Origin of the sequence: Rhodococcus sp. NPDC078407 (assembly GCF_044542515.1) — a bacterium.
Lineage (GTDB): Bacteria > Actinomycetota > Actinomycetes > Mycobacteriales > Mycobacteriaceae > Rhodococcoides.
On record NZ_JBITUQ010000030.1, the window covers coordinates 1 to 18,581 of the forward strand.

Sequence of the window (18,581 nt, forward strand, 5' to 3'; positions counted from 1 at the left end):
AGCCGCGTTCGACAAGATGCACGACGGCACCGTGCTGCGTTCGGTGGTGATCCTGTGAGCGGGCAGTTTCGCATCGAGAACGTCGTCACCTCCGGCACCTTCGCACTCGACGGCGGCGAATGGGATGTGGACAACAACATCTGGCTGATCGGTGACGACGACGAGGTCGTCATCGTCGACGCCGCACACACCGCCGCCCCGATCATCGACGCCGTCGCCGGCCGGAACGTGAAGGCGATCATCTGCACCCACGGCCACAACGATCACGTCACCGTTGCGCCGCAGCTCTCGGCCGAGTTGGATGCGCCGATTCTGCTGCATCCCGCCGACGACGTGCTGTGGGAACAGACACACCCCGGGGTCGGGCATGCGCTGCTCGAGGACGGTCAGCGGATCACCGTCGCCGGAGCCGACATCGAGGCCCTACACACTCCCGGGCATTCACCCGGCTCGACGTGTCTCTATCTACCCGAAGCAGGGCAGCTGTTCTCCGGCGACACGTTGTTCTCCGGCGGACCGGGAGCAACGGGACGGTCGTACTCGGACTTCCCGACCATCATCGGGTCGATCCGCGACCGCTTGTTCGCCCTGCCCGCCGACACCCGCGTCAACACCGGCCACGGCGACGGCACCCGCATCGGCGACGAAGCACCCCACCTCGAAGAATGGATCGCCCGCGGGAACTGACATTCGCGACACTGCGGTCGCTCGCTTGCCGCGCTCGGGGTGGGCGGAGTGAGACAGTGGTGGGGACGCCGACGCGCTCGCCTCGGCGTCCCCACGAACTCGAAGAGGACACCACGTGAGCCGCGCCGCACGGAGAACCCGCCTGACCATCGCTGCCACGTCGGCTGCGATCGGAGCATTCGTGCTGGTGGGGTGCAGCTCCACCGTCACCGGAACCGCCGAGCCCACTGCCGGTGGCACCACCTCCACGCAGTCCGGCACGGACCTGAACGCGCTGCTGATCGAGCCGTCGAGCTTTCCGGCACAGTACGACGCCCTTGTGCTGCCCCAGCAGGCAATCTCGCAGGCCGCGCCCGATCTCAGCGGAATACCTGCCGGCGCCGAAGTCAGTCCGGCAGGGTGCAAGCCCGCCGACCAGGATTTCGGCCCGACAGGTACAGCCATGATCGTCGGCACGGACAACGACAGCCGGTCCACCATCTCGATCGAGTTGACCGCAGTGGACCAGCCACTGTCGGCGCGCAAGGAGCAACTCGAACAGTGCGGTGAGGTGACCGCAACCAAATCGGGTGCAACCTCGACGGTGACCTCCACTCTGACACCGGCACCACCCATCGACGCGGACGACACCTTGGCCGTCCGGCAGACCGTTGCGTCGGGTACGGGCGGCGACACCGTCACCCAGTCGATGCTGACGTTGATGGCACAGATCGACGATGTGCGAGTGTCGGCGACGTTCATGTCGTTCGATTCCGCGACGCCCGACGCGATGACGCTCGACGAGCTCTTCACCGCGGCCGTCCTGAAGGTCAAGCAGGCTTGACACCCGCTTAGCAGAGGTGGCCGACACGTACCCGCTGACGGCGGTGTGGGCAGCAGGGTTCTTCCACAGGACGCCCGTCCTCCACAGGGCAGTACGGAAGCCCAGTTCGCGGTCTGGTCGGCGCTGAACGTGCCGCGAGAATTTCGGGTCATGCACACACCGATGAATTCTCAAGACAACTTCGACTCTCGTCCCCGCGTGCGACTGGGCGACGCAAGCGAGCTGATGGCAGCGGTACCGGCCATGCTCGGGTTCCATCCGCACCGCTCCATCGTGCTCATCGGGGTGAGAGACGGCGGCGCGAGCGTAGGCCCCACGATGCGTCACGACCTGGTGCTGGCCGGTGAGCACACCGATCGCCGAGCCGGTAGCGGCACCAGGGCGACCCCGGAGATGCTCGACGTGATCGGCTATTTGGCCGGCTATTGCGCGTCGGCGAACATCCCCGCCGTCATGGCGGTGTTCGTCGACGACCGGCTCGACCGAGCCGTCAGAGGTGCCCTTCTGCTCGATGTCGAGGCATTGGTGGGGGAGCTGGTCGCTGCCCTCGCGTCGTTCGGGATCGAGCTCTGCGCAGCCCTCGCAGCCGCGGAGATCGCCGACTCCGCCGCATGGTGGTCGGTCTGTGGGCCACAGCGGCACGGCCGCATGTCCGATCCGTCGTCGTCACCGCTGACCGTAGCCCGGGTGCTCGACGGTTACTCGGTACGACAGTCGAGGTGCGAGCTGGCCGAGACCATCGCGCGGGCCCCCGAGCACACAGTCCGGGCCGTTGCCGCCGAGATATCTCGCCTCGGACGTGACCGGGGACATTCCCACACCGACGATCTGACAGCCGTCCTGTCGTACGTTGCACGCGCTCCGTACGACACAGTGCTGGACCCGGTCGACCTCGCGCGGATTGCAGTCGCGATCCGATCGGTGCAGGTTCGCGACGCCTTGCTCGCGCTGACTCTCGGCGACGACGCGGGGTATGTCGAGGAGTTCTGGGCGATGGTCTGCCGCGTTCTGCCCAGACGCGACAGGGCCGTCGCCGCAACGCTTCTGGCGTTCAGCGCCTACACGCGAGGCGACGGACCGATGGCGCGCATCGCGATCGATGCGGCCCTCGAGGCGGACGAGAAGTACAGCCTGGCGCGTTTGCTGGACAGATCGCTCAGTGCCGGGGCCGGTCCCGAACTGCTTCGCGAGGTGGCCGAAAGCGGCTTCGCCTGTGCACGCGATTGCGGCGTCCGGCTGCCCGGCGATCCGTTCGGTCGACGCTGACGGGCTCGTGCCTCAACGCGCGGAGTGCGACCGATCGCCGAGCTGCTGCAGGAAGGCCCATGCGTCGGCCACGATGCGATCGAGGTCGGTCAGCTCCGGCGTCCACTCCAACTCCTCGACTGCACGCGCACTCGAGGCGATCAGGACGGCAGGATCACCGACACGACGGGGCGCATGTTCGACGGCGATGGGCAGGCCGGTGACACGCTCGCAGGACGAGATGACCTCGTGCACGGAAAACCCTGTGCCACTGCCGAGGTTGTAGATGGTGTGCTCGCCCGGCTGCGCCGCGCCGACGGCAAGAATATGGGCTTCGGCGAGGTCCGCTACGTGGATGTAGTCCCGTACCGCAGTGCCGTCGGCGGTGGGCCAGTCGGTGCCGAACACCGAGATCTTCTCGCGCTGCCCGAGCGCAACCTGCAGTACGAGCGGAATCAGATGGGTCTCGACAACGCGATTCTCGCCGAAGCCGTTGTAGGCACCGGCGACGTTGAAGTACCGGAGGCTGGTGGCGGCCAGACCGTACGCCGCGGCATAGGACGTGATCGCATGATCGATCGCAAGTTTGGTGGCACCGTACGGATTGGTCGGCCGGGTCGGAGCATCCTCGGTGATGGGCGTCTTCTCGGGTTCGCCATACGTGGCCGCAGTCGAGGAGAACACCAGTTTCGGAGTCCCCGAGGCCCGAATGGCGTCGAGCAGGGCCAGCGAGGTGACGACGTTGCCGCTCCAGTACTTGTCGGGAGCGACCACCGACTCACCCACCAGCGACTGCGCGGCGAAATGGAGCACGGCGTCGAACGCGCCGCCGTTCAGCACGTCCGCAGCCACGTCTTTGACGTCCCCCTCGACAAAGGTGGCGTCAGCGGGCACAGCGTCCCGGTTTCCGGTGGACAGGTTGTCCACGACGACCACGTCGTGCCCGCGCTCGACGAGTACGGCCGCGCACACGCTGCCGACGTAGCCGGCCCCACCGGTAACCAGAAGCTTCATTGCCCGTTCTCCCTCACTTGCATCCGACACAGTCGCCAGTGAGGTCAGACCCTCTTGACCTGAACGGCGTGCGCCATTTCCTCGGATATGTCGACACCGTTGTGCCCCGGCACCGTGATCGTGACCGACCCGGGCTTGGCTTCGACTGTAACGCGGGCATCGGGAACCACGCCTGCTTCGCGAAGCTGAGCGATGACCTCGGGGTCGGACTGAACGTGCTCTGCGAGGCGGCGCACCACCACTGCTGTCGGCTGCCCCACCGGAACATCGGTGAGGCGAATGAGCGCCTCGGGTGTCGGATTCGACTGACCGAGACCCAGTTCCGCCAACCCGGGGATCGGGTTGCCGTACGGCGAGGTCGTCGGATTGTTCAGCACGGCGACCAGACGACGCTCGACCTCCTCGCTCATCACATGCTCCCAGCGGCATGCCTCGGCGTGCACGTCCTCCCACCGCAGACCGATGATGTCCACCAGCAGACGCTCGGCCAACCGGTGCTTGCGCATCACGGCAACGGCGAGACTGCGACCCTTCTCGGTCAGCTCGAGGTGGCGGTCTCCCGCGACCGACAGCAGCCCGTCGCGCTCCATCCGGGCGACGGTTTGGCTGACGGTGGGACCACTCTGTTCCAGTCGTTCGGCAATTCGCGCGCGGAGCGGAATCACACCCTCTTCTTCCAAATCGTAGATCGTCCGGAGGTACATCTCCGTGGTGTCGACCAGATCCTTCACACTCAACCCCTTCGTCGGGCTCGATCCTACCGTCAGCGCCCCGAAATCGGCGCTGCACCCAGCTGTTGCGGGCGCGGCGCACCACAACGGTGAACAACGATTCCCATGGCTGGTCACAAGGGGACATGGGACACAACACCGGAACCCGACAACACCTTCCCGCCCGACAACGTAGTTTTGTCCGTATGTCTGACAAGGCGACACGCGCCGCCGAGTACATCCCGAACCGCCCCGAGGACATTGTCGTGTGGAGCGAGGACTACCTCGGCTACCGGTGGAGCGACGACCACCCGATGAACCCCACCCGGCTGGACCTGACCATGGCGCTGGCCACCGACATCGGGGTGTTGGAGGGCGTCGAACTCGTCGAGCCCGCCGCGGCTCCGGATTCGGAGCTCCTTCGATTCCATACCAGCGCCTACATCGACGCCGTCAAACAGGCACCGACGCAGGGCCCGGCACTGCGTGACCCGGACGACGTCGTTCACGGACTCGGCTCCGACGACAACCCCGTGTTCCCTCAGATGCACGAGGCGAGTGCCATGCTCGCCGGTGGTTCGCTGGCCGCAGCCCGAGAAATCGCCTCGGGCCGGGCCCGGCGCGCGGTCAGCATCGGCGGCGGCATGCACCATGCCATGGCCGACTGGGCCTCGGGCTTCTGCGTGTACAACGACGCCGCGATCGCCATCTCGTGGCTGCTGGACAACGGATTCGATCGAATCGCGTACATCGATGTCGACGCCCACCACGGAGACGGCGTCCAGGCGGCCTTCCTCGGCGACCCCCGAGTGCTCACCGTCTCGCTGCACCAACACCCGGCGACGCTGTGGCCGAACACCGGATGGTCCACCGAAGTGGGAACCGAACGCGGCGAGGGCACGTCGATCAACGTTCCGTTGCTACCCGGTACTGCGGACCGGTTGTGGCTACGCGCGTTCCATGCGGTCGTCCCGGGTGCAATCGCGGCGTTCCGGCCACAGATCATCGTCAGTCAATGCGGTGTCGACAGCCATCGCGAGGATCCCCTCGCGGATCTTGCGCTGACGGTCGACGGTCAGAATGCCGCGTTCCTGGCCATGCGCGACCTCGCGGACGCCCACTGCGAGGGTCGATGGTTGGCCGTCGGCGGCGGAGGATACGGCCTGGTACGTGTCGTCCCGCGGGCCTGGACGTACCTCATCGCCGCTGCGCTCGGCCGAAACATCGATCCGGCATCCGCGCTGCCCGACACCTGGCGTGAGCGCGTGCGGACGATGGCACCGAGCGTCGATCTTCCGCAGACCATGGGCGACGGGGGAGACGTCGACTATCCCGCCTGGGACGGACCCGGTGGATCTCTTGCCGGAACCGACGGAACCGACCGAGCGCTCGAACGCGTCGACTCGGCGATCATAGCCACCCGCCGGGCAGTGTTTCCGCTGCTCGGCCTCGATCCGGAGGACCCTCGTGACTGATTCGACCGGTACCTCGTCGCCGGACCCCTCGGCCGATGAACCCGCCGCCGAGCCCAGTGCACAGGACCTCGCACGAGAGCGCGCGGAAACGTCGTTCCCTCGTCATTGGGTTGCCGACGTACTCACCTCCGACGGTGGCGTCGTACACCTTCGTCCCATAGTGCCGTCGGACTCCGACCGCATCGTGGCCTTCCACGGGCGACTGTCCGAACGGACGAGATATCTCCGGTACTTCGGTCCGTATCCCACGATGCCGCAGCGCGACGTGCTCAACTTCACCACCGTCGATCACCACGACCGCGTCGCGTTCGTCGCCGTGCTCGGTGACGACATCATCGCCGTCGGCCGATACGAACGGCTGCCCGAGGGCGACGGCAACTCCGCCGAAGTGGCCTTCGTCGTGGCCGACAACCACCAGGGCCGTGGACTCGGTCCGATCCTTCTGGAACATCTCGCGGGGGCCGCCGCCGAGAACGGGGTGAACATGTTCGTCGCCGAGGTGCTCGCCGAGAACCGGAACATGGTCACCGTCTTCCGGGAAGCGGGTTACCAGGTCAGCAGATCCTTCGAGGGTGGAGTACTCCGGCTCGAATTTGCCATCGACCCCAGCGAAGCGCTGCTGTCCGTGCGCAATTCGCGTGAGCGGGCCGCCGAAGCTCGCAGTGTGCGCAACGTTCTCAGCCCCCGGTCGGTGGCCGTGATCGGGGCGTCGACGGACAGCTCGAAGGTGGGCAACGCCGTGCTCGCCAATTTGCTGGCGGGCGACTTCACCGGCCCGGTCTATCCCGTCAATGCCGACCATCGATCGGTCCGCGGTGTTCGTGCCTACGCCACGGTGCACGACATCCCCGACCCGGTCGATCTCGCGATCGCAGCGGTTCCGGCCGACGCCATCGACGCGGTACTCGACGATTGCCTCGACAAGGGCGTCAAAGCGTTGCTGGTGGTGTCGGGTGGATTCGGCGAGACCGGTCCCGCCGGGCAGGAGAGCGAGCGCAGGCTGGTGTTGGCGGCGAGGGCGCACGGGATGCGACTGATCGGGCCCAACGCGTTGGGCGTGGCGAACACCGATCCGGAGTTCGGGTTGAACGCCACACTGGCTCCGCACCTGCCGACGCCGGGCAATGTCGGCTTCTTCTGCCAATCCGGAGCTCTCGGAATCGCGATTCTGGACGAGGCCGCGAACCGCAGGCTCGGACTGTCGACGTTCGTCTCGGCCGGCAACCGAGCAGACGTGTCCGGCAACGATCTGCTGCAGTACTGGGACTCGGATCCGGCAACCGAGGTGATCCTGCTGTACCTCGAAAGCTTCGGTAACCCCCGGAAGTTCACCCGAATCGCCCGCCGGGTAGCGCGCAGCAAACCCATCATCGCGGTCAAGAGCGGTCGTGGGGCCGTCCCGCCCGCCCACGCGATCGGTGCCGACATCGACGACACGATCGTGCGCGCTCTGTTCGCACAGGCCGGCGTCATCCAGGTCGACACCATCTCGGAACTGTTCGACTGCGCAGTCCTGTTCGGCAATCAACCTCTCCCGGTCGGTCCCAGGGTCGCGGTCGTCGGGAACTCGACTGCGCTCGGGGTGTTGGCGGTCGATGCTGCCCGGGCCAAGGGATTGCACGCGAGCACCCCGATCGACGTCGGCCCGCAAGCGGGGCCCGAGAATTTCGCCGAGGCCGTCTCGTCGGCACTGGCCGCGTCCGACATCGACGCCGTCATCGTGGTGTTCGTACCGCCGGTGGCCGTCGAGGTCGAACCGTTCGCGGCGGCCTTGGGCAACGCCGTTCGTGGCTCCGACAAGCCGGTGCTCACGACGTTTCTCGCCACCGAAGGAATTCCCGACGTGCTGGCCGTGCGCGGACCGAGCGGCCATCCGATTCGTGGTTCGGTGCCCTCGTACTCCAGTCCGGAGCGGGCCGTCGCGGCGTTGGCCGCCGCGTGGCGATATTCGTCCTGGCGCTCGCGACCGGTGTCGAATACTGTGCGGCCCAAGAGCATCGACTCCGAGGGTGCAAAGGCCCTGGTGCAGCGGTGGCGTGCGGACAGCAACCTGGGCCGATGGCTGTCGGACTTCGAGACCGCAGAACTTCTGGCGTGTTACGGCCTCGAGGTCGTGGCGTTCCGTGTCGTGACCGACGAGGACGAGGCGGTCGCCGCAGCCGAAGAACTGGGCTATCCGGTGGCGGTCAAGGCGACGGGGGAGCGGTGGCGGCATCGACCCGATCTCGGCGGAGTTCGCCTCGACATCGCCGACGCCTCTGCGGTGCGGGTGGCATACCGCAACTTGGCGGCCGATTCGGGCGAGCCGCTGCTGCACGTGCAGCGCATGGCGGTCAAGGGAATCGGCTGCGTCGTCCGAGTCCAGGACGACCCGTCGTTCGGGTCGCTCATCTCGTTCGGTCTCGCTGGAGTGATCTCGGATCTGTTGGGCGACCGCGCGTTCCGGGTACTGCCCCTCACCGAGGACGAAGCGGCCCAATTGATCGACGCGCCCAAGGCAGCGCCGTTACTGTCCGGCTATCGCAACGCGGTGCCCGTCAACAAGAACGCCTTGATCGACCTGGTTCAGCGGATATCCGCACTCGCAGAGGACATTCCGGATATCCGAGAGATCTCGTGCGAGCCGGTCCTGGCGTCCGCCGACGGTGCGCAGATCACCGACGCGCGCGTCCGGATAGGGCCCGAGCCGACCAAGGCCGATCTCGGGCCTCGTCGGCTGCGGTGAGCGAACCGCAATACGGAAGCCGAGCCGACGTCCCCCGGGGAGGACGTCGGCTCGGCTACCGAGCTGAGTGGCTCAGACGGGAACTGCTGACCGCCGCGCCACAGGGCGGGCTCAGCTGGCGTACGAGCGAAGCTTCTCTGCGCGGTCACCCTGACGAAGCTTGACCATCACCTCGCGCTCGATCTGCCGAACACGCTCACGAGAGAGACCGAAGAGCTTGCCGATCTGATCGAGGGTACGGGGCTGCCCGTCGTCCAGGCCGTAGCGGAGACGGATGACCTGCTGCTCCCGCTCGTCGAGAGTGCCGAGAACGACACGGACGTCGCTGTGCAGCAGTCCGGCGATGACGGCGTTCTCGGCGGACGTCGCCTCGGAATCCTCGATGAAGTCGCCGAGAGGTGCTTCCTCGTCGCTGCCGACCGGCATGTCCAAGCTGACCGGGTCGCGGCTGTGGTCGAGCAGATCCGCAATCTTCTCCACCGCGATACCCGACTCGCTCGACAGCTCCTCGTCCGTTGCCTCGCGACCGAGTTGCTGGTGGAGCTCACGCTTGATCCGGGCCAGCTTGTTGACCTGTTCGACCAGGTGGACGGGTAGCCGGATCGTGCGGCTCTGATCTGCCATCCCGCGGGTGATGGCCTGACGAATCCACCACGTCGCGTAGGTCGAGAACTTGAAGCCCTTGGCGTAGTCGAACTTCTCCATCGCGCGAATGAGCCCGAGGTTGCCCTCCTGGATCAAGTCGAGCAGGGGCATACCGCGGCCGGTGTAGCGCTTGGCGAGAGATACGACCAAGCGGAGGTTCGCCTCGAGCAGGTGGCTGCGCGCTGCACTACCGTCACGCACGATGATGGCGAGATTGCGCTTCTTGACCGCACTGAGCCGCTTGGTGTTCTCGAGAACCTGCTTCGCGTAGAGACCGGCCTCGATCCTCTTGGCCAAGTCGACCTCTTCGGCAGCCGTCAGCAACGCGGTGCGGCCGATTCCGTTGAGGTACACGCGAACGAGATCGGCTGCTGGGCTCTGGGCGTCCAGATCGGCATCGGTGGGCCGTGGACGAATCGTCGTGCTGGGGCTGGTCATGACTTGCCTCCTGGTCGGTGGTGTCTCACAGTGTTCAACGCTCGGGACACTCCGATAAGTTCCCACGCCGATCCTGTAGATACCCGTGTGACCAGGGATTACGTCATGTTCGTCCTGAGAAGTTGCTGAGAAGTGACGCGGCCGGGAACGGTCGCTCCCGCGGGGCGTCGTCGGGGACTCATCGGACCGGCAGAACCAAGCCGTGACGGACGAGACCCTGCATCATCGTCACCGCATGCGCTGCCAGTTCCTCGGCATCCTCATCGTGCGCAGCAGCGAGCAACTCCACCAATTCACCGACCGGTAGTCCATCGGGTCGCAGCCCGGCCAGCAGAGCCGCACCGAGTTCGTCGACGTCGTGCTGCCACTGCGGACCGTTCCCGCGATGGACCCGCACCGCCACCGGTGCCCACCCCTCCGCACCGGGAAGGTAGACGCGTTCGAGAGCGGTGTTCGGGTCGAGGGTGAGCACCGAGTCGAGGATGTCGTGCTCCCGCAGCCAGTCCAGCCGCGCGAAGTACTCGATCGACTCGTTGCCCAGCGGGTCGGAGAAGCCGTGGGTGAGCTCCTCGGCGAGCAGATCGGTGGGGGTGTCGGTCCTGCGGAGGTAGACGAAGCCGAAACCGATGCCCTCCACCTCGGCGGCGGCGAAATGATCGAGCCAGGATTGCGCCACCGCGGCCGCGTCGGGATCGCGGGGATCGAGTCCGCCGTCGCGCATCCACGTGCCCACGTACAGCGCTGGGTCGGCGACGTCGCGCTCCACGACCCAGGCATCCACCCCGTGAGCCGGCAGCCACGACGCCACCCGCGTGCGCCAGTCCTCGCCTCGGACGTGGACCCACGACGCCAGAATGGCCGCGGTGCCTCCCGGTGCCAGGTGTTCCGGTGCCTGCGAGACCATCAGTGCGCTCGCGCCGTCGAGATCGAGGCCGGAATCGCGGTAGGTGTGCAGCACTTCCGCGCGGCCGACGACGAACGGTGGATTGGCCACGATGCGATCGAAGCGGCGGCCCGCAACCGGTTCGAACCACGAACCGTGCAGGAGTTCGACGTCGAGACCGTTGAGCGCAATCGTGGCTGCGGCGAGTTCCATCGACCGCGGACTGATGTCGGTTGCAGTCACCCGGGCTGCATAATCGCAGGCATGAACGGCTTGGACGCCGCACCCGGTGCCGACGTCGAGGACGTCGCCGACCGGGGATGTCGGCGTCCCTCGGAGCAACGACAACGAGGCCTGCCCCACGCCCAGGACGTGGTCGGGCGCGGTGTCGGCCACCCGCATGCTGCCGTCCGGATCCGAGACGATCCACCTGGTTCCGTGGCCGGCATCGAGCGGTCGAATGTCGAGCAGCGTCCGCACGACCTCCCCTGATCGGGTGAGAATCCCGGCTTCGACGGCCTCGGACACGGTCAGTGGCGCGAGGGCGTCGGCGACGTTGGACTCGGGGCAGTCGTCGACCAGGAGGAACAGGCGGACCAACACGCCGAGTGCACCGCCGTCGAAGCTGGCGTTGCGAACCGGCACCGGTTCACTACGACCGAGCGCAGCATGGGCGTCCTCGCCGAGCAGCGCCAACACTCCGTCTGCGTCGTAGCGAGCCCTCTCGAAGGCCTCACGAAGATCGGAGCAGGCGAGAACGAGCGGGGAGGCGGAGTTCGGTGCAGTCACGACGCAAGTGTCGCATCGGCGACACCCGGTGTGTCAGTCGTCGCCCGCTTCGATCACTCGGTGGTTGCTCGACTCCAACTGCGGCCTGTCCACCGTGCGGTAGTCGTACCGGCTCATCTCGTCCTTGGTGCGCGGCGGGCGGTCGTTGGCGATCAACACCGCCATCCACGGGAGAGGGATGGACGCTCCGACGATGGCCATGGAAATCCACGGATTCATCCACATTCCGTAGGCGAGGGCTGCCAACACCAACGCCGGGATGCGGAAGGACATGATGAACATGTACTTGCGCACACGCTTCTTGTGTTGCTCTTCGACCGACTGCTGCGCCTCGGTGATCAGTACAGGCCCATCCGGCGAGTCGCTGTACGCGCTGCCGTCGAACCCTGGGGTTCTTTTCATACCTCCACTGTGGCACTACCGGTCACAGAATGCTCACGACTGGCGTGTGGTACCGATTACCCCCTGCTGCGGATCCACGGATTATTCTGTGTAGATGAGCACTCAGACGAAGGAACGTCCCGATATTGCGCCCGACGAGACCACCGAGGACGACCGCCCGAAGTTCTTCCACTACGTGAAGAAGAACAAAATTGCGGAGAGTGCCGTGATGGGCACCCACGTCGTCGCACTGTGCGGTGAGGTGTTTCCTGTCACCAAGTCCGCGAAACCCGGTTCTCCGGTGTGCCCCGATTGCAAGAAGGTCTACGAAGGACTGAAAAAGGGCGAGTGACGACCTACTCGACGGTCGGTGCCGGCCGCTCGGATCGGCGACGGTCTCCGGACAATTTGATCGGTCCCGTTGCCAGTCGTCGGGCGACGGCAGTGATCGGTGTGGATGGTTTCTCGTCGTCGGCCGATTGCGCCGCGAGCCATTCGCGCATCTGGTCCATGCGAGTGGCCCGAGCGGGCCAGAATTCTTGAATCGTGGCATTGAACTCGGCACCGAGAACGACGGCGAAGCCGAGAAAGAACGTGAACAGCAGAAATGCGATCGGCGTCGCGAGCGCACCGTAGGTGTACCCGGTGCTCGTCACCCACGTCAGGTACCGGCGCAGCACTGCACTGGCGAGCATGAAGAACACTCCGGCCAACAGCGCCCCGCCGAGGAGTCGATGCCACGGTAGCGAGGTGTGCAGGGCCAGCTTGTAGAGCGTGGTCAGTCCGATGATGAGCAGCAGTCCGACGGCCGGGTAGTAGAGAAAGTCGATCAGCTCACTGCCGACCTCGATCCACGAATCCGGCAGGATCTGCTGGACGTACACCGGACCTAGAGCCACGAGCGGGAGCACGAATACCGCGATCACCAGGAATCCGACGTAGAGCAGAAGCGCGAAGAACCGCTGCCAGATGGGATTTCGAGCGTCGGCCTGCCCATGTGCCTCCACGATCGAGTCGACGAACGTCGAGATCGCGGACGACCCGGCCCAGAGCGACAGCAGAAAGCCCACCGACACGATTTCGCCGCTGCCTTGAGCGAGCACGTCCCTGACCGTCGGCGCGATGATCTGGTCGACGACACTGCTGCTGAACAGGGTGTTGCTGAACGTGATGATCTTGGACTCGATGATCTGGACGGTGTTGGGTCCGAACCATCCGCCGACGAATCCGAGGCTGCCGAGTACGCCGAGGAGAAGCGGCGGAAGCGAGAGCGTCTGCCAGAACGCCGCAGTGGCGGCCTTGCTGAAGATGGAGTCGTCCCACGCTTTGCTCAGGGTGCGCAGAGTCACTTTCCACACCGCATGTATCGGCCTTCTCGCCGACAACCGTTCCGGTGTCGGAGTAGTGCCTGCAGACTCGCTCATGGTTCCTCCAGCATTCCTGAACAATGGCGACTTCGCCTAACGACCGACGCGCCGTGTCGCGTCCGACTCGCCCCAGCGATGCGGGATCGGTCGGTGCGGAGCGTTAGGCTCCTCGGCGGACACTGCAGGGCTACCGAGAGCGCGAGGAACTACATCGATGCCAGGAACCGGCGGCCAGTGAGCGCTGACATGTTCGATCCCACACCACCTTCCGCAGGGCAAGCTGTCGATCCCGCGAGCGGCGCTGCGCCGCTGCGCGCGTGGCAGCGACGTGCGCTGACCAAGTATCTGGTCGCCTCGCCCAAGGATTTTCTGGCCGTTGCAACGCCCGGTGCAGGCAAGACGACATTCGCGCTGCGCGTGGCTGCGGAGTTGCTCGCCCATCGAACCGTCGATCAGGTCACCGTCGTCGCACCCACCGAGCATCTCAAGCACCAGTGGGCCGAGTCGGCCGCTCGGGTCGGTATCGCGCTGGACTCCCGTTTCTCCAACTCGACCGGCCAGACGTCGAGCGACTATCACGGCGTCGTCGTGACGTACGCACAGATCGCCTCGCACCCGTTCAAGCATCGGGTACGCACCGAAGCTCGCAAGACCCTCGTGATCCTCGACGAGATCCACCACGGCGGGGATGCGAAGAGTTGGGGCGAGGGAATCCGTGAGGCGTTCGGCGATGCCACACGCCGTCTCGCGCTGACCGGTACCCCGTTCCGCAGCGACGACAGTCCCATTCCGTTCGTCAACTACGAACCGGATCAGGACGGCCTGATGCGGTCGAAAGCCGACCACGCGTACGGCTACTCCGACGCCCTCGCCGACGGCGTCGTTCGCCCGGTCGTCTTTCTCGCGTATTCCGGTGAGGCTCGGTGGCGCGACAGTGCGGGTGAGGAGTACACGGCGCGACTCGGCGAGCCGCTCAACGCCGAGCAGACGGCGAGAGCGTGGCGCACTGCACTCGACCCGCAGGGCGACTGGATGCCCGCGGTCCTGTTGGCAGCGAACACGCGACTCGCGCAACTGCGGGCCGGCGGCATGCCCGATGCGGGTGGTCTGGTGATCGCAACCGACCAGACCGTGGCCCGGGCCTATGCGAAGTTGATCGAGGTCATCACCGGGGAGACACCGGCGATCGTGCTGTCGGACGATCCCACCTCCTCGGCTCGCATCGCCGCGTTCGGCAAGAGCGATCAGCGATGGATGGTGGCCGTGCGCATGGTGTCCGAGGGCGTCGACGTTCCGCGTCTCGCCGTCGGCGTCTACGCGACGAGTGCGTCGACCCCGCTGTATTTCGCTCAGGCCATCGGCCGCTTCGTGCGTTCTCGGCGCAAGGGGGAGACGGCGAGCGTCTTCCTGCCGTCGGTACCGGTGCTACTCGATCTCGCCTCGCAGCTCGAGGCGCAACGCGATCACATCCTCGGCAAGCCGCACCGCGAGAAGGACGGCTTCGACGACGAGTTGTTGGCCGACGCCAACAAGCAGAAGGACGAGCTGGGCGAGGAAGAGAAGGCGTACACCTCGTTGGGCGCGGACGCGGAACTCGACCAGGTGATCTACGACGGTTCCTCGTTCGGGACGGCCACGTTCTCGGGTAGCGACGAGGAAGCCGACTACCTCGGCTTGCCCGGGTTGCTGGACGCCACCCAGATGCGCGATCTCTTGCGTCAGCGCCAGCAGGAGCAGATCGACAAGCCCTCGGCGGGACCGGTCGTTCCGGCCCCACCCGTCGTCAACGACAGAGCCACCAGTGCCGGCCAGCTGGCCGGCCTACGGCGCGAACTGAACAGTTTGGTTGCGGTGTACCACCACCGCACCGGAAAGCCGCACGGTGTGATTCACGGCGATCTGCGACGCATCTGCGGCGGGCCACCGACCGCGATGGCGTCGGCCGAGCAATTGGGCGAGCGAATCGCCCAGCTACGCAAGATGTAGGCAGCAGGCGCGCGGGGAGCGCACGAAAAAACGGACGGTCCTCGGACCGTCCGTTTTTTCGTTCGATTCATTCGCCCTCGATCGCGGCGAACCTGTGCCCCCGACGTCCGGGTCGGCTACACCGTGGAGTCCGATTCGGTCATCACCGTTGCGTTCACTTCACGCAAACGGGCTTCGTGCTCATTGGCGTGGTGACCGCAGAAGAGAAGTTCTCCACCGGTCGAGAGCACCACACGTGCGCGAGCCCCTGCACCGCACCGGTCGCACCGGTCCGCTGCTGTCAATTGTGGGCTGGTCAATGTTCCGGGCATGACTCCTCCGTACTGGCTCGCGGGTTGTCCCGTTCGCCTGGGGCCGGTCCGCCGCGTCGGTATGGCGCGGTTCGTTCACTCTGTCAGACGTATGGCGGTCACGCGTTGTTCCCGAGCGCGTTTCTTTGTGTTGTCACTAACACGAAACATGACCCACGAGCTGCATGGCCCTGAAATCTGTTCGCTGACAGCTGATAAGAGGTTCGGCCGGCCACAGCAGTAGGGTCACCGTTGTGGCTTCGACTTCTCCATCGCTTTCCGGCGCATCGAAGCTGGGCATTCCATCGTTGTTCGTGGTCGGCGCGGTGTGCATGTACGTCGGTGCGGCGATCGGTGTGTTTCTGTTCGACACCGTCGATCCGGCCGCGGTGGCGTGGCTACGGGGTTTCGGCGCAGCTCTGGTGTTGTTGGTCTGGCGACGGCCCTGGCGGCGCAAGGCCGGTTCGGCCCGCGCATGGTCCCTGCGGCGAGTGTGTACCGCTGCCGCGTTCGGCGGCGCGACCATCGGTATGAACGCGATGTTCTACGAGGCCATAGCTCGGTTGCCGCTCGGCGCGGCAGTGGCCATCGAATTTCTCGGTCCCATCGCAGTCGCTGCGGCCGGCTCGAGGAAACCAGCCGATGTGTGTGCGCTTCTTCTCGTCGTCGCGGGCGTGGGAGCCATCGCCTCTGCGCAGTTCGAGGGCGGTGAGGTCGGGCTGGTGGGTATTGCGTTCGCGTTGGGCTCGGCGGCACTGTGGGCCGCCTACATCGTCCTGGGTAAATCCGTTGCCGACGCCGGCCAGGGCCTCGACGACATGGCAGCCGGGTTCGGCATCGCATCGGTGATTCTGGCCGTGCCGTTGTTCGGGCCGTTCGCGCTGGCTGACCCCGGTGCGCTGGGGGACTGGCGAATCTGGGTTCTGGGGTTGGGGGTGGGTCTGCTGTCGAGTGTGGTGCCGTACGTTCTGGATCAGTACGTCATGGTGCGGGTCGGTCGGTCGGGCTCGGTTCGCGTTGCTACTGGCGCTGCTTCCGGCGACTGCCACGGTGGTCGGAGCGGTGGTGCTCACTCAGGTTCCCACTGCCCTCGAGGCAGTCGGAATCGTGGCTGTCATCGGGGCAGTGGTGATCGGAGGGCTCCCGTCCCGCAGCGATTCGTCCCGCCGAGATCGCGGCGTTGTCGACATTCCGCCGCCCTGACTGCCGACCCCCGGCAGAATGGCAGGGTGACCAGTACGCAGGACGACCTCGTTCACATCTGCACTGCGGGAGAATGGCTGTCGATGCGTGGGCAGTCCGAATACACGCCGGCCTCGTACGGCGAGGTGGGCTTCGTCCATCTCTCCACTCCCGAGCAGGTGCACCTGCCGGCGAATCGGCTCTTTTCCGGCCGAGAGGACCTCGTTCTGCTCCGTCTGGATCGGGCGCGACTGAGCGCACCGGTTCGGTGGGAACCCGGGGTGCCGTCCGATCCGGAATCCATGCGGTTTCCACACCTGTACGGGCCCCTACCGATCGTCGCCGTGACGGCAGTGCTCGACTATCGGCCCGGACCGGACGGAACATTCGGGGTGCCGAAGGTCTGACCGCATCCACACAACAGACGACATCCACACAACAGAGAGCAACGACATAACAGAGAACAACGACCGCCGATCACGATGATCGGCGGTCGTTGTTCGAGGTGAATCGAGACACTCAGTCCAGGTAGTCGCGCAGAACCTGTGACCGGGACGGGTGCCGCAGCTTCGACATCGTCTTGGACTCGATCTGGCGAATCCGCTCGCGGGTGACCCCGTACACCTGACCGATCTCGTCCAGCGTGCGCGGCTGTCCGTCGGTGAGGCCGAAGCGGAGACGGACCACGCCGGCTTCGCGCTCGGAGAGGGTCTCGAGCACCGATTGGAGCTGGTCCTGCAGCAGCGTGAACGACACTGCATCGACGGCGACGACTGCTTCGGAGTCCTCGATGAAGTCACCGAGCTGGCTGTCGCCCTCGTCACCGATGGTCTGGTCGAGGGAAATGGGCTCACGCGCGTACTGCTGGATCTCCAGCACCTTCTCCGGCGTGATGTCCATTTCCTTGGCCAGCTCTTCGGGAGTCGGCTCACGACCCAGATCCTGTAGCAACTCACGCTGGATTCGGCCGAGCTTGTTGATGACCTCGACCATGTGCACTGGAATGCGGATCGTGCGAGCCTGATCGGCCATGGCCCGGGTGATCGCCTGCCGGATCCACCAGGTGGCGTATGTGGAGAACTTGTAGCCCTTGGTGTAGTCGAACTTCTCGACCGCGCGAATGAGGCCGAGGTTGCCCTCTTGAATGAGGTCCAGGAATGCCATTCCGCGACCGGTGTAGCGCTTGGCCAGCGAGACGACGAGTCGTAGGTTGGCTTCGAGAAGGTGGTTCTTGGCGCGGTTGCCGTCACGGCAGATCCACGTCATGTCGCGACGCTGGGCGACGGGGAGCTTTTCGCCCTTCTCCGCCGACTCGCGCATCTTCTCGACTGCGAACAGGCCTGCTTCGATGCGCTTGGCCAGTTCGACTTCTTCCTCCGCGTTGAGGAGGGCGACCTTGCCGATCTGCTTGAGGTACGCGCGGACGGAGTCCGCCGACGCAGTGAGCTCGGCGTCCTTACGGGCCTGACGTAGCGCCTCGGATTCCTCCTCGTCCCAAACGAAGTCACCCGAAGCCTTGTCCTCGGCGGTCGGTTCGCTGGTGGCGTCCTCTTCGGTGTCGTCGCCGGCGGCGACGACCTCGACGACATCGTTGGCGGCTGCAGCCAGATCGCCTTCGGAAATATCGATGTCCTCGATCCCGGGTGCGCTGTCCTCGGCGTCGTCCCCGGTGGCGGGAGTTGCTGTTGTCTTCTTCGCTGCGGCTTTCTTCGCCGGTGCCTTCTTGGCCGCGGCACGCTTGGCCGGGGCCTTCTTTGCAGGTGCCTTCGCAGCGGGTGCCTTGACAGCAGGTGCAGGGGCCGCAGACTCGGTCTCGGAATCTACGGTCTGACGGATATCGGTGGCTGCCACGTACGCCCTTTCGTGACGAAGTCGTGCGGCGTCACGCCAGAGTTGTTTCCGGCGGAGAGGTCTTCGGATTCGGGCCGGCTGCGTACCGGC

The 18,581-nt window shown here is 65.8% G+C and carries 16 protein-coding genes; 8 read left to right on the forward strand and 8 right to left on the reverse strand.

Features of this window, described 5'->3' with window-relative positions; genetic code table 11:
- Window positions 1–54: 54 nt before the first annotated feature.
- The 3 genes from ACIGGF_RS22530 to ACIGGF_RS22540 all read left to right on the forward strand — a co-directional run bounded on the left by ACIGGF_RS22530 (window position 55) and on the right by ACIGGF_RS22540 (window position 2,776).
- On the forward strand, window positions 55–687 hold the full coding sequence (locus tag ACIGGF_RS22530) for an MBL fold metallo-hydrolase (protein WP_397523436.1): 633 nt from the start codon (window positions 55–57) through the stop codon (window positions 685–687).
- A gap of 115 nt (window positions 688–802) precedes the next feature.
- Window positions 803–1,510, forward strand: coding sequence for a DUF5642 family protein (locus tag ACIGGF_RS22535; protein WP_397523387.1), 708 nt, complete (start codon window positions 803–805; stop codon window positions 1,508–1,510).
- A 162-nt stretch (window positions 1,511–1,672) separates the two neighbouring features.
- The gene (locus ACIGGF_RS22540; RefSeq protein WP_397523388.1) at window positions 1,673–2,776 is read left to right on the forward strand and encodes a DUF4192 domain-containing protein; all 1,104 of its coding nucleotides are present in this window, start codon (window positions 1,673–1,675) and stop codon (window positions 2,774–2,776) included.
- A 12-nt stretch (window positions 2,777–2,788) separates the two neighbouring features.
- Here the strand turns inward: ACIGGF_RS22540 and galE are convergent, their stop codons facing one another.
- Both galE and ACIGGF_RS22550 read right to left on the reverse strand, forming a co-directional pair.
- Window positions 2,789–3,769 carry a UDP-glucose 4-epimerase GalE gene (gene galE / locus ACIGGF_RS22545; RefSeq protein ID WP_397523389.1) on the reverse strand — a complete coding sequence of 327 codons (981 nt, stop codon included), beginning with the start codon at window positions 3,767–3,769 and terminating at the stop codon, window positions 2,789–2,791.
- Window positions 3,770–3,813: 44 nt separating this feature from the next.
- Window positions 3,814–4,500, reverse strand: coding sequence for an iron dependent repressor, metal binding and dimerization domain protein (locus tag ACIGGF_RS22550; protein WP_397523390.1), 687 nt, complete (start codon window positions 4,498–4,500; stop codon window positions 3,814–3,816).
- 185 nt (window positions 4,501–4,685) lie between these two features.
- Here ACIGGF_RS22550 and ACIGGF_RS22555 point away from each other — a divergent pair, with 185 nt between their 5' ends.
- Entirely contained in the window at window positions 4,686–5,954 is a 1,269-nt protein-coding gene (locus ACIGGF_RS22555; protein ID WP_397523391.1) for an acetoin utilization protein AcuC, read from the forward strand.
- A complete protein-coding gene (locus ACIGGF_RS22560) occupies window positions 5,947–8,679 on the forward strand; it encodes a GNAT family N-acetyltransferase (protein WP_397523392.1) in 2,733 nt (910 codons plus the stop codon). Before ACIGGF_RS22555 ends, ACIGGF_RS22560 begins: the two co-directional genes overlap by 8 nt.
- A gap of 111 nt (window positions 8,680–8,790) precedes the next feature.
- On the opposite strand, the gene ACIGGF_RS22565 is transcribed toward ACIGGF_RS22560, so the two are convergent.
- From ACIGGF_RS22565 to ACIGGF_RS22575, 3 genes are all read right to left on the reverse strand, one after another.
- Entirely contained in the window at window positions 8,791–9,762 is a 972-nt protein-coding gene (locus tag ACIGGF_RS22565; protein ID WP_032377730.1) for a sigma-70 family RNA polymerase sigma factor, read from the reverse strand.
- 178 nt (window positions 9,763–9,940) lie between these two features.
- Window positions 9,941–11,434, reverse strand: a complete 1,494-nt coding sequence (locus tag ACIGGF_RS22570) for a methyltransferase (protein ID WP_397523393.1) — start codon at window positions 11,432–11,434, stop codon at window positions 9,941–9,943.
- A 33-nt stretch (window positions 11,435–11,467) separates the two neighbouring features.
- Window positions 11,468–11,836, reverse strand: coding sequence for a DUF3099 domain-containing protein (locus ACIGGF_RS22575; protein ID WP_397523394.1), 369 nt, complete (start codon window positions 11,834–11,836; stop codon window positions 11,468–11,470).
- A 94-nt stretch (window positions 11,837–11,930) separates the two neighbouring features.
- On the opposite strand from ACIGGF_RS22575, the gene ACIGGF_RS22580 reads away from it, so the two are divergent.
- Window positions 11,931–12,167: a DUF3039 domain-containing protein gene (locus ACIGGF_RS22580; protein ID WP_397523395.1), complete on the forward strand. Its 237-nt coding sequence runs from the start codon at window positions 11,931–11,933 to the stop codon at window positions 12,165–12,167.
- Window positions 12,168–12,171: 4 nt separating this feature from the next.
- Here the strand turns inward: ACIGGF_RS22580 and ACIGGF_RS22585 are convergent, their stop codons facing one another.
- Complete coding sequence (locus ACIGGF_RS22585; RefSeq protein WP_397523396.1) at window positions 12,172–13,239, reverse strand: YihY/virulence factor BrkB family protein; 1,068 nt, start codon at window positions 13,237–13,239, stop codon at window positions 12,172–12,174.
- Between the two features lie 189 nt (window positions 13,240–13,428).
- On the opposite strand from ACIGGF_RS22585, the gene ACIGGF_RS22590 reads away from it, so the two are divergent.
- Window positions 13,429–15,168 carry a DEAD/DEAH box helicase gene (locus tag ACIGGF_RS22590; protein WP_397523437.1) on the forward strand — a complete coding sequence of 580 codons (1,740 nt, stop codon included), beginning with the start codon at window positions 13,429–13,431 and terminating at the stop codon, window positions 15,166–15,168.
- Window positions 15,169–15,284: 116 nt separating this feature from the next.
- On the opposite strand, the gene ACIGGF_RS22595 is transcribed toward ACIGGF_RS22590, so the two are convergent.
- Window positions 15,285–15,479: a hypothetical protein gene (locus ACIGGF_RS22595; RefSeq protein ID WP_397523397.1), complete on the reverse strand. Its 195-nt coding sequence runs from the start codon at window positions 15,477–15,479 to the stop codon at window positions 15,285–15,287.
- A gap of 1,208 nt (window positions 15,480–16,687) precedes the next feature.
- Here ACIGGF_RS22595 and ACIGGF_RS22600 point away from each other — a divergent pair.
- The gene (locus ACIGGF_RS22600) at window positions 16,688–17,047 is read left to right on the forward strand and encodes a DUF952 domain-containing protein (protein WP_397523438.1); all 360 of its coding nucleotides are present in this window, start codon (window positions 16,688–16,690) and stop codon (window positions 17,045–17,047) included.
- Between the two features lie 112 nt (window positions 17,048–17,159).
- Here the strand turns inward: ACIGGF_RS22600 and ACIGGF_RS22605 are convergent, their stop codons facing one another.
- Window positions 17,160–18,491: an RNA polymerase sigma factor gene (locus tag ACIGGF_RS22605; protein WP_397523398.1), complete on the reverse strand. Its 1,332-nt coding sequence runs from the start codon at window positions 18,489–18,491 to the stop codon at window positions 17,160–17,162.
- Window positions 18,492–18,581 lie beyond the last annotated feature (90 nt).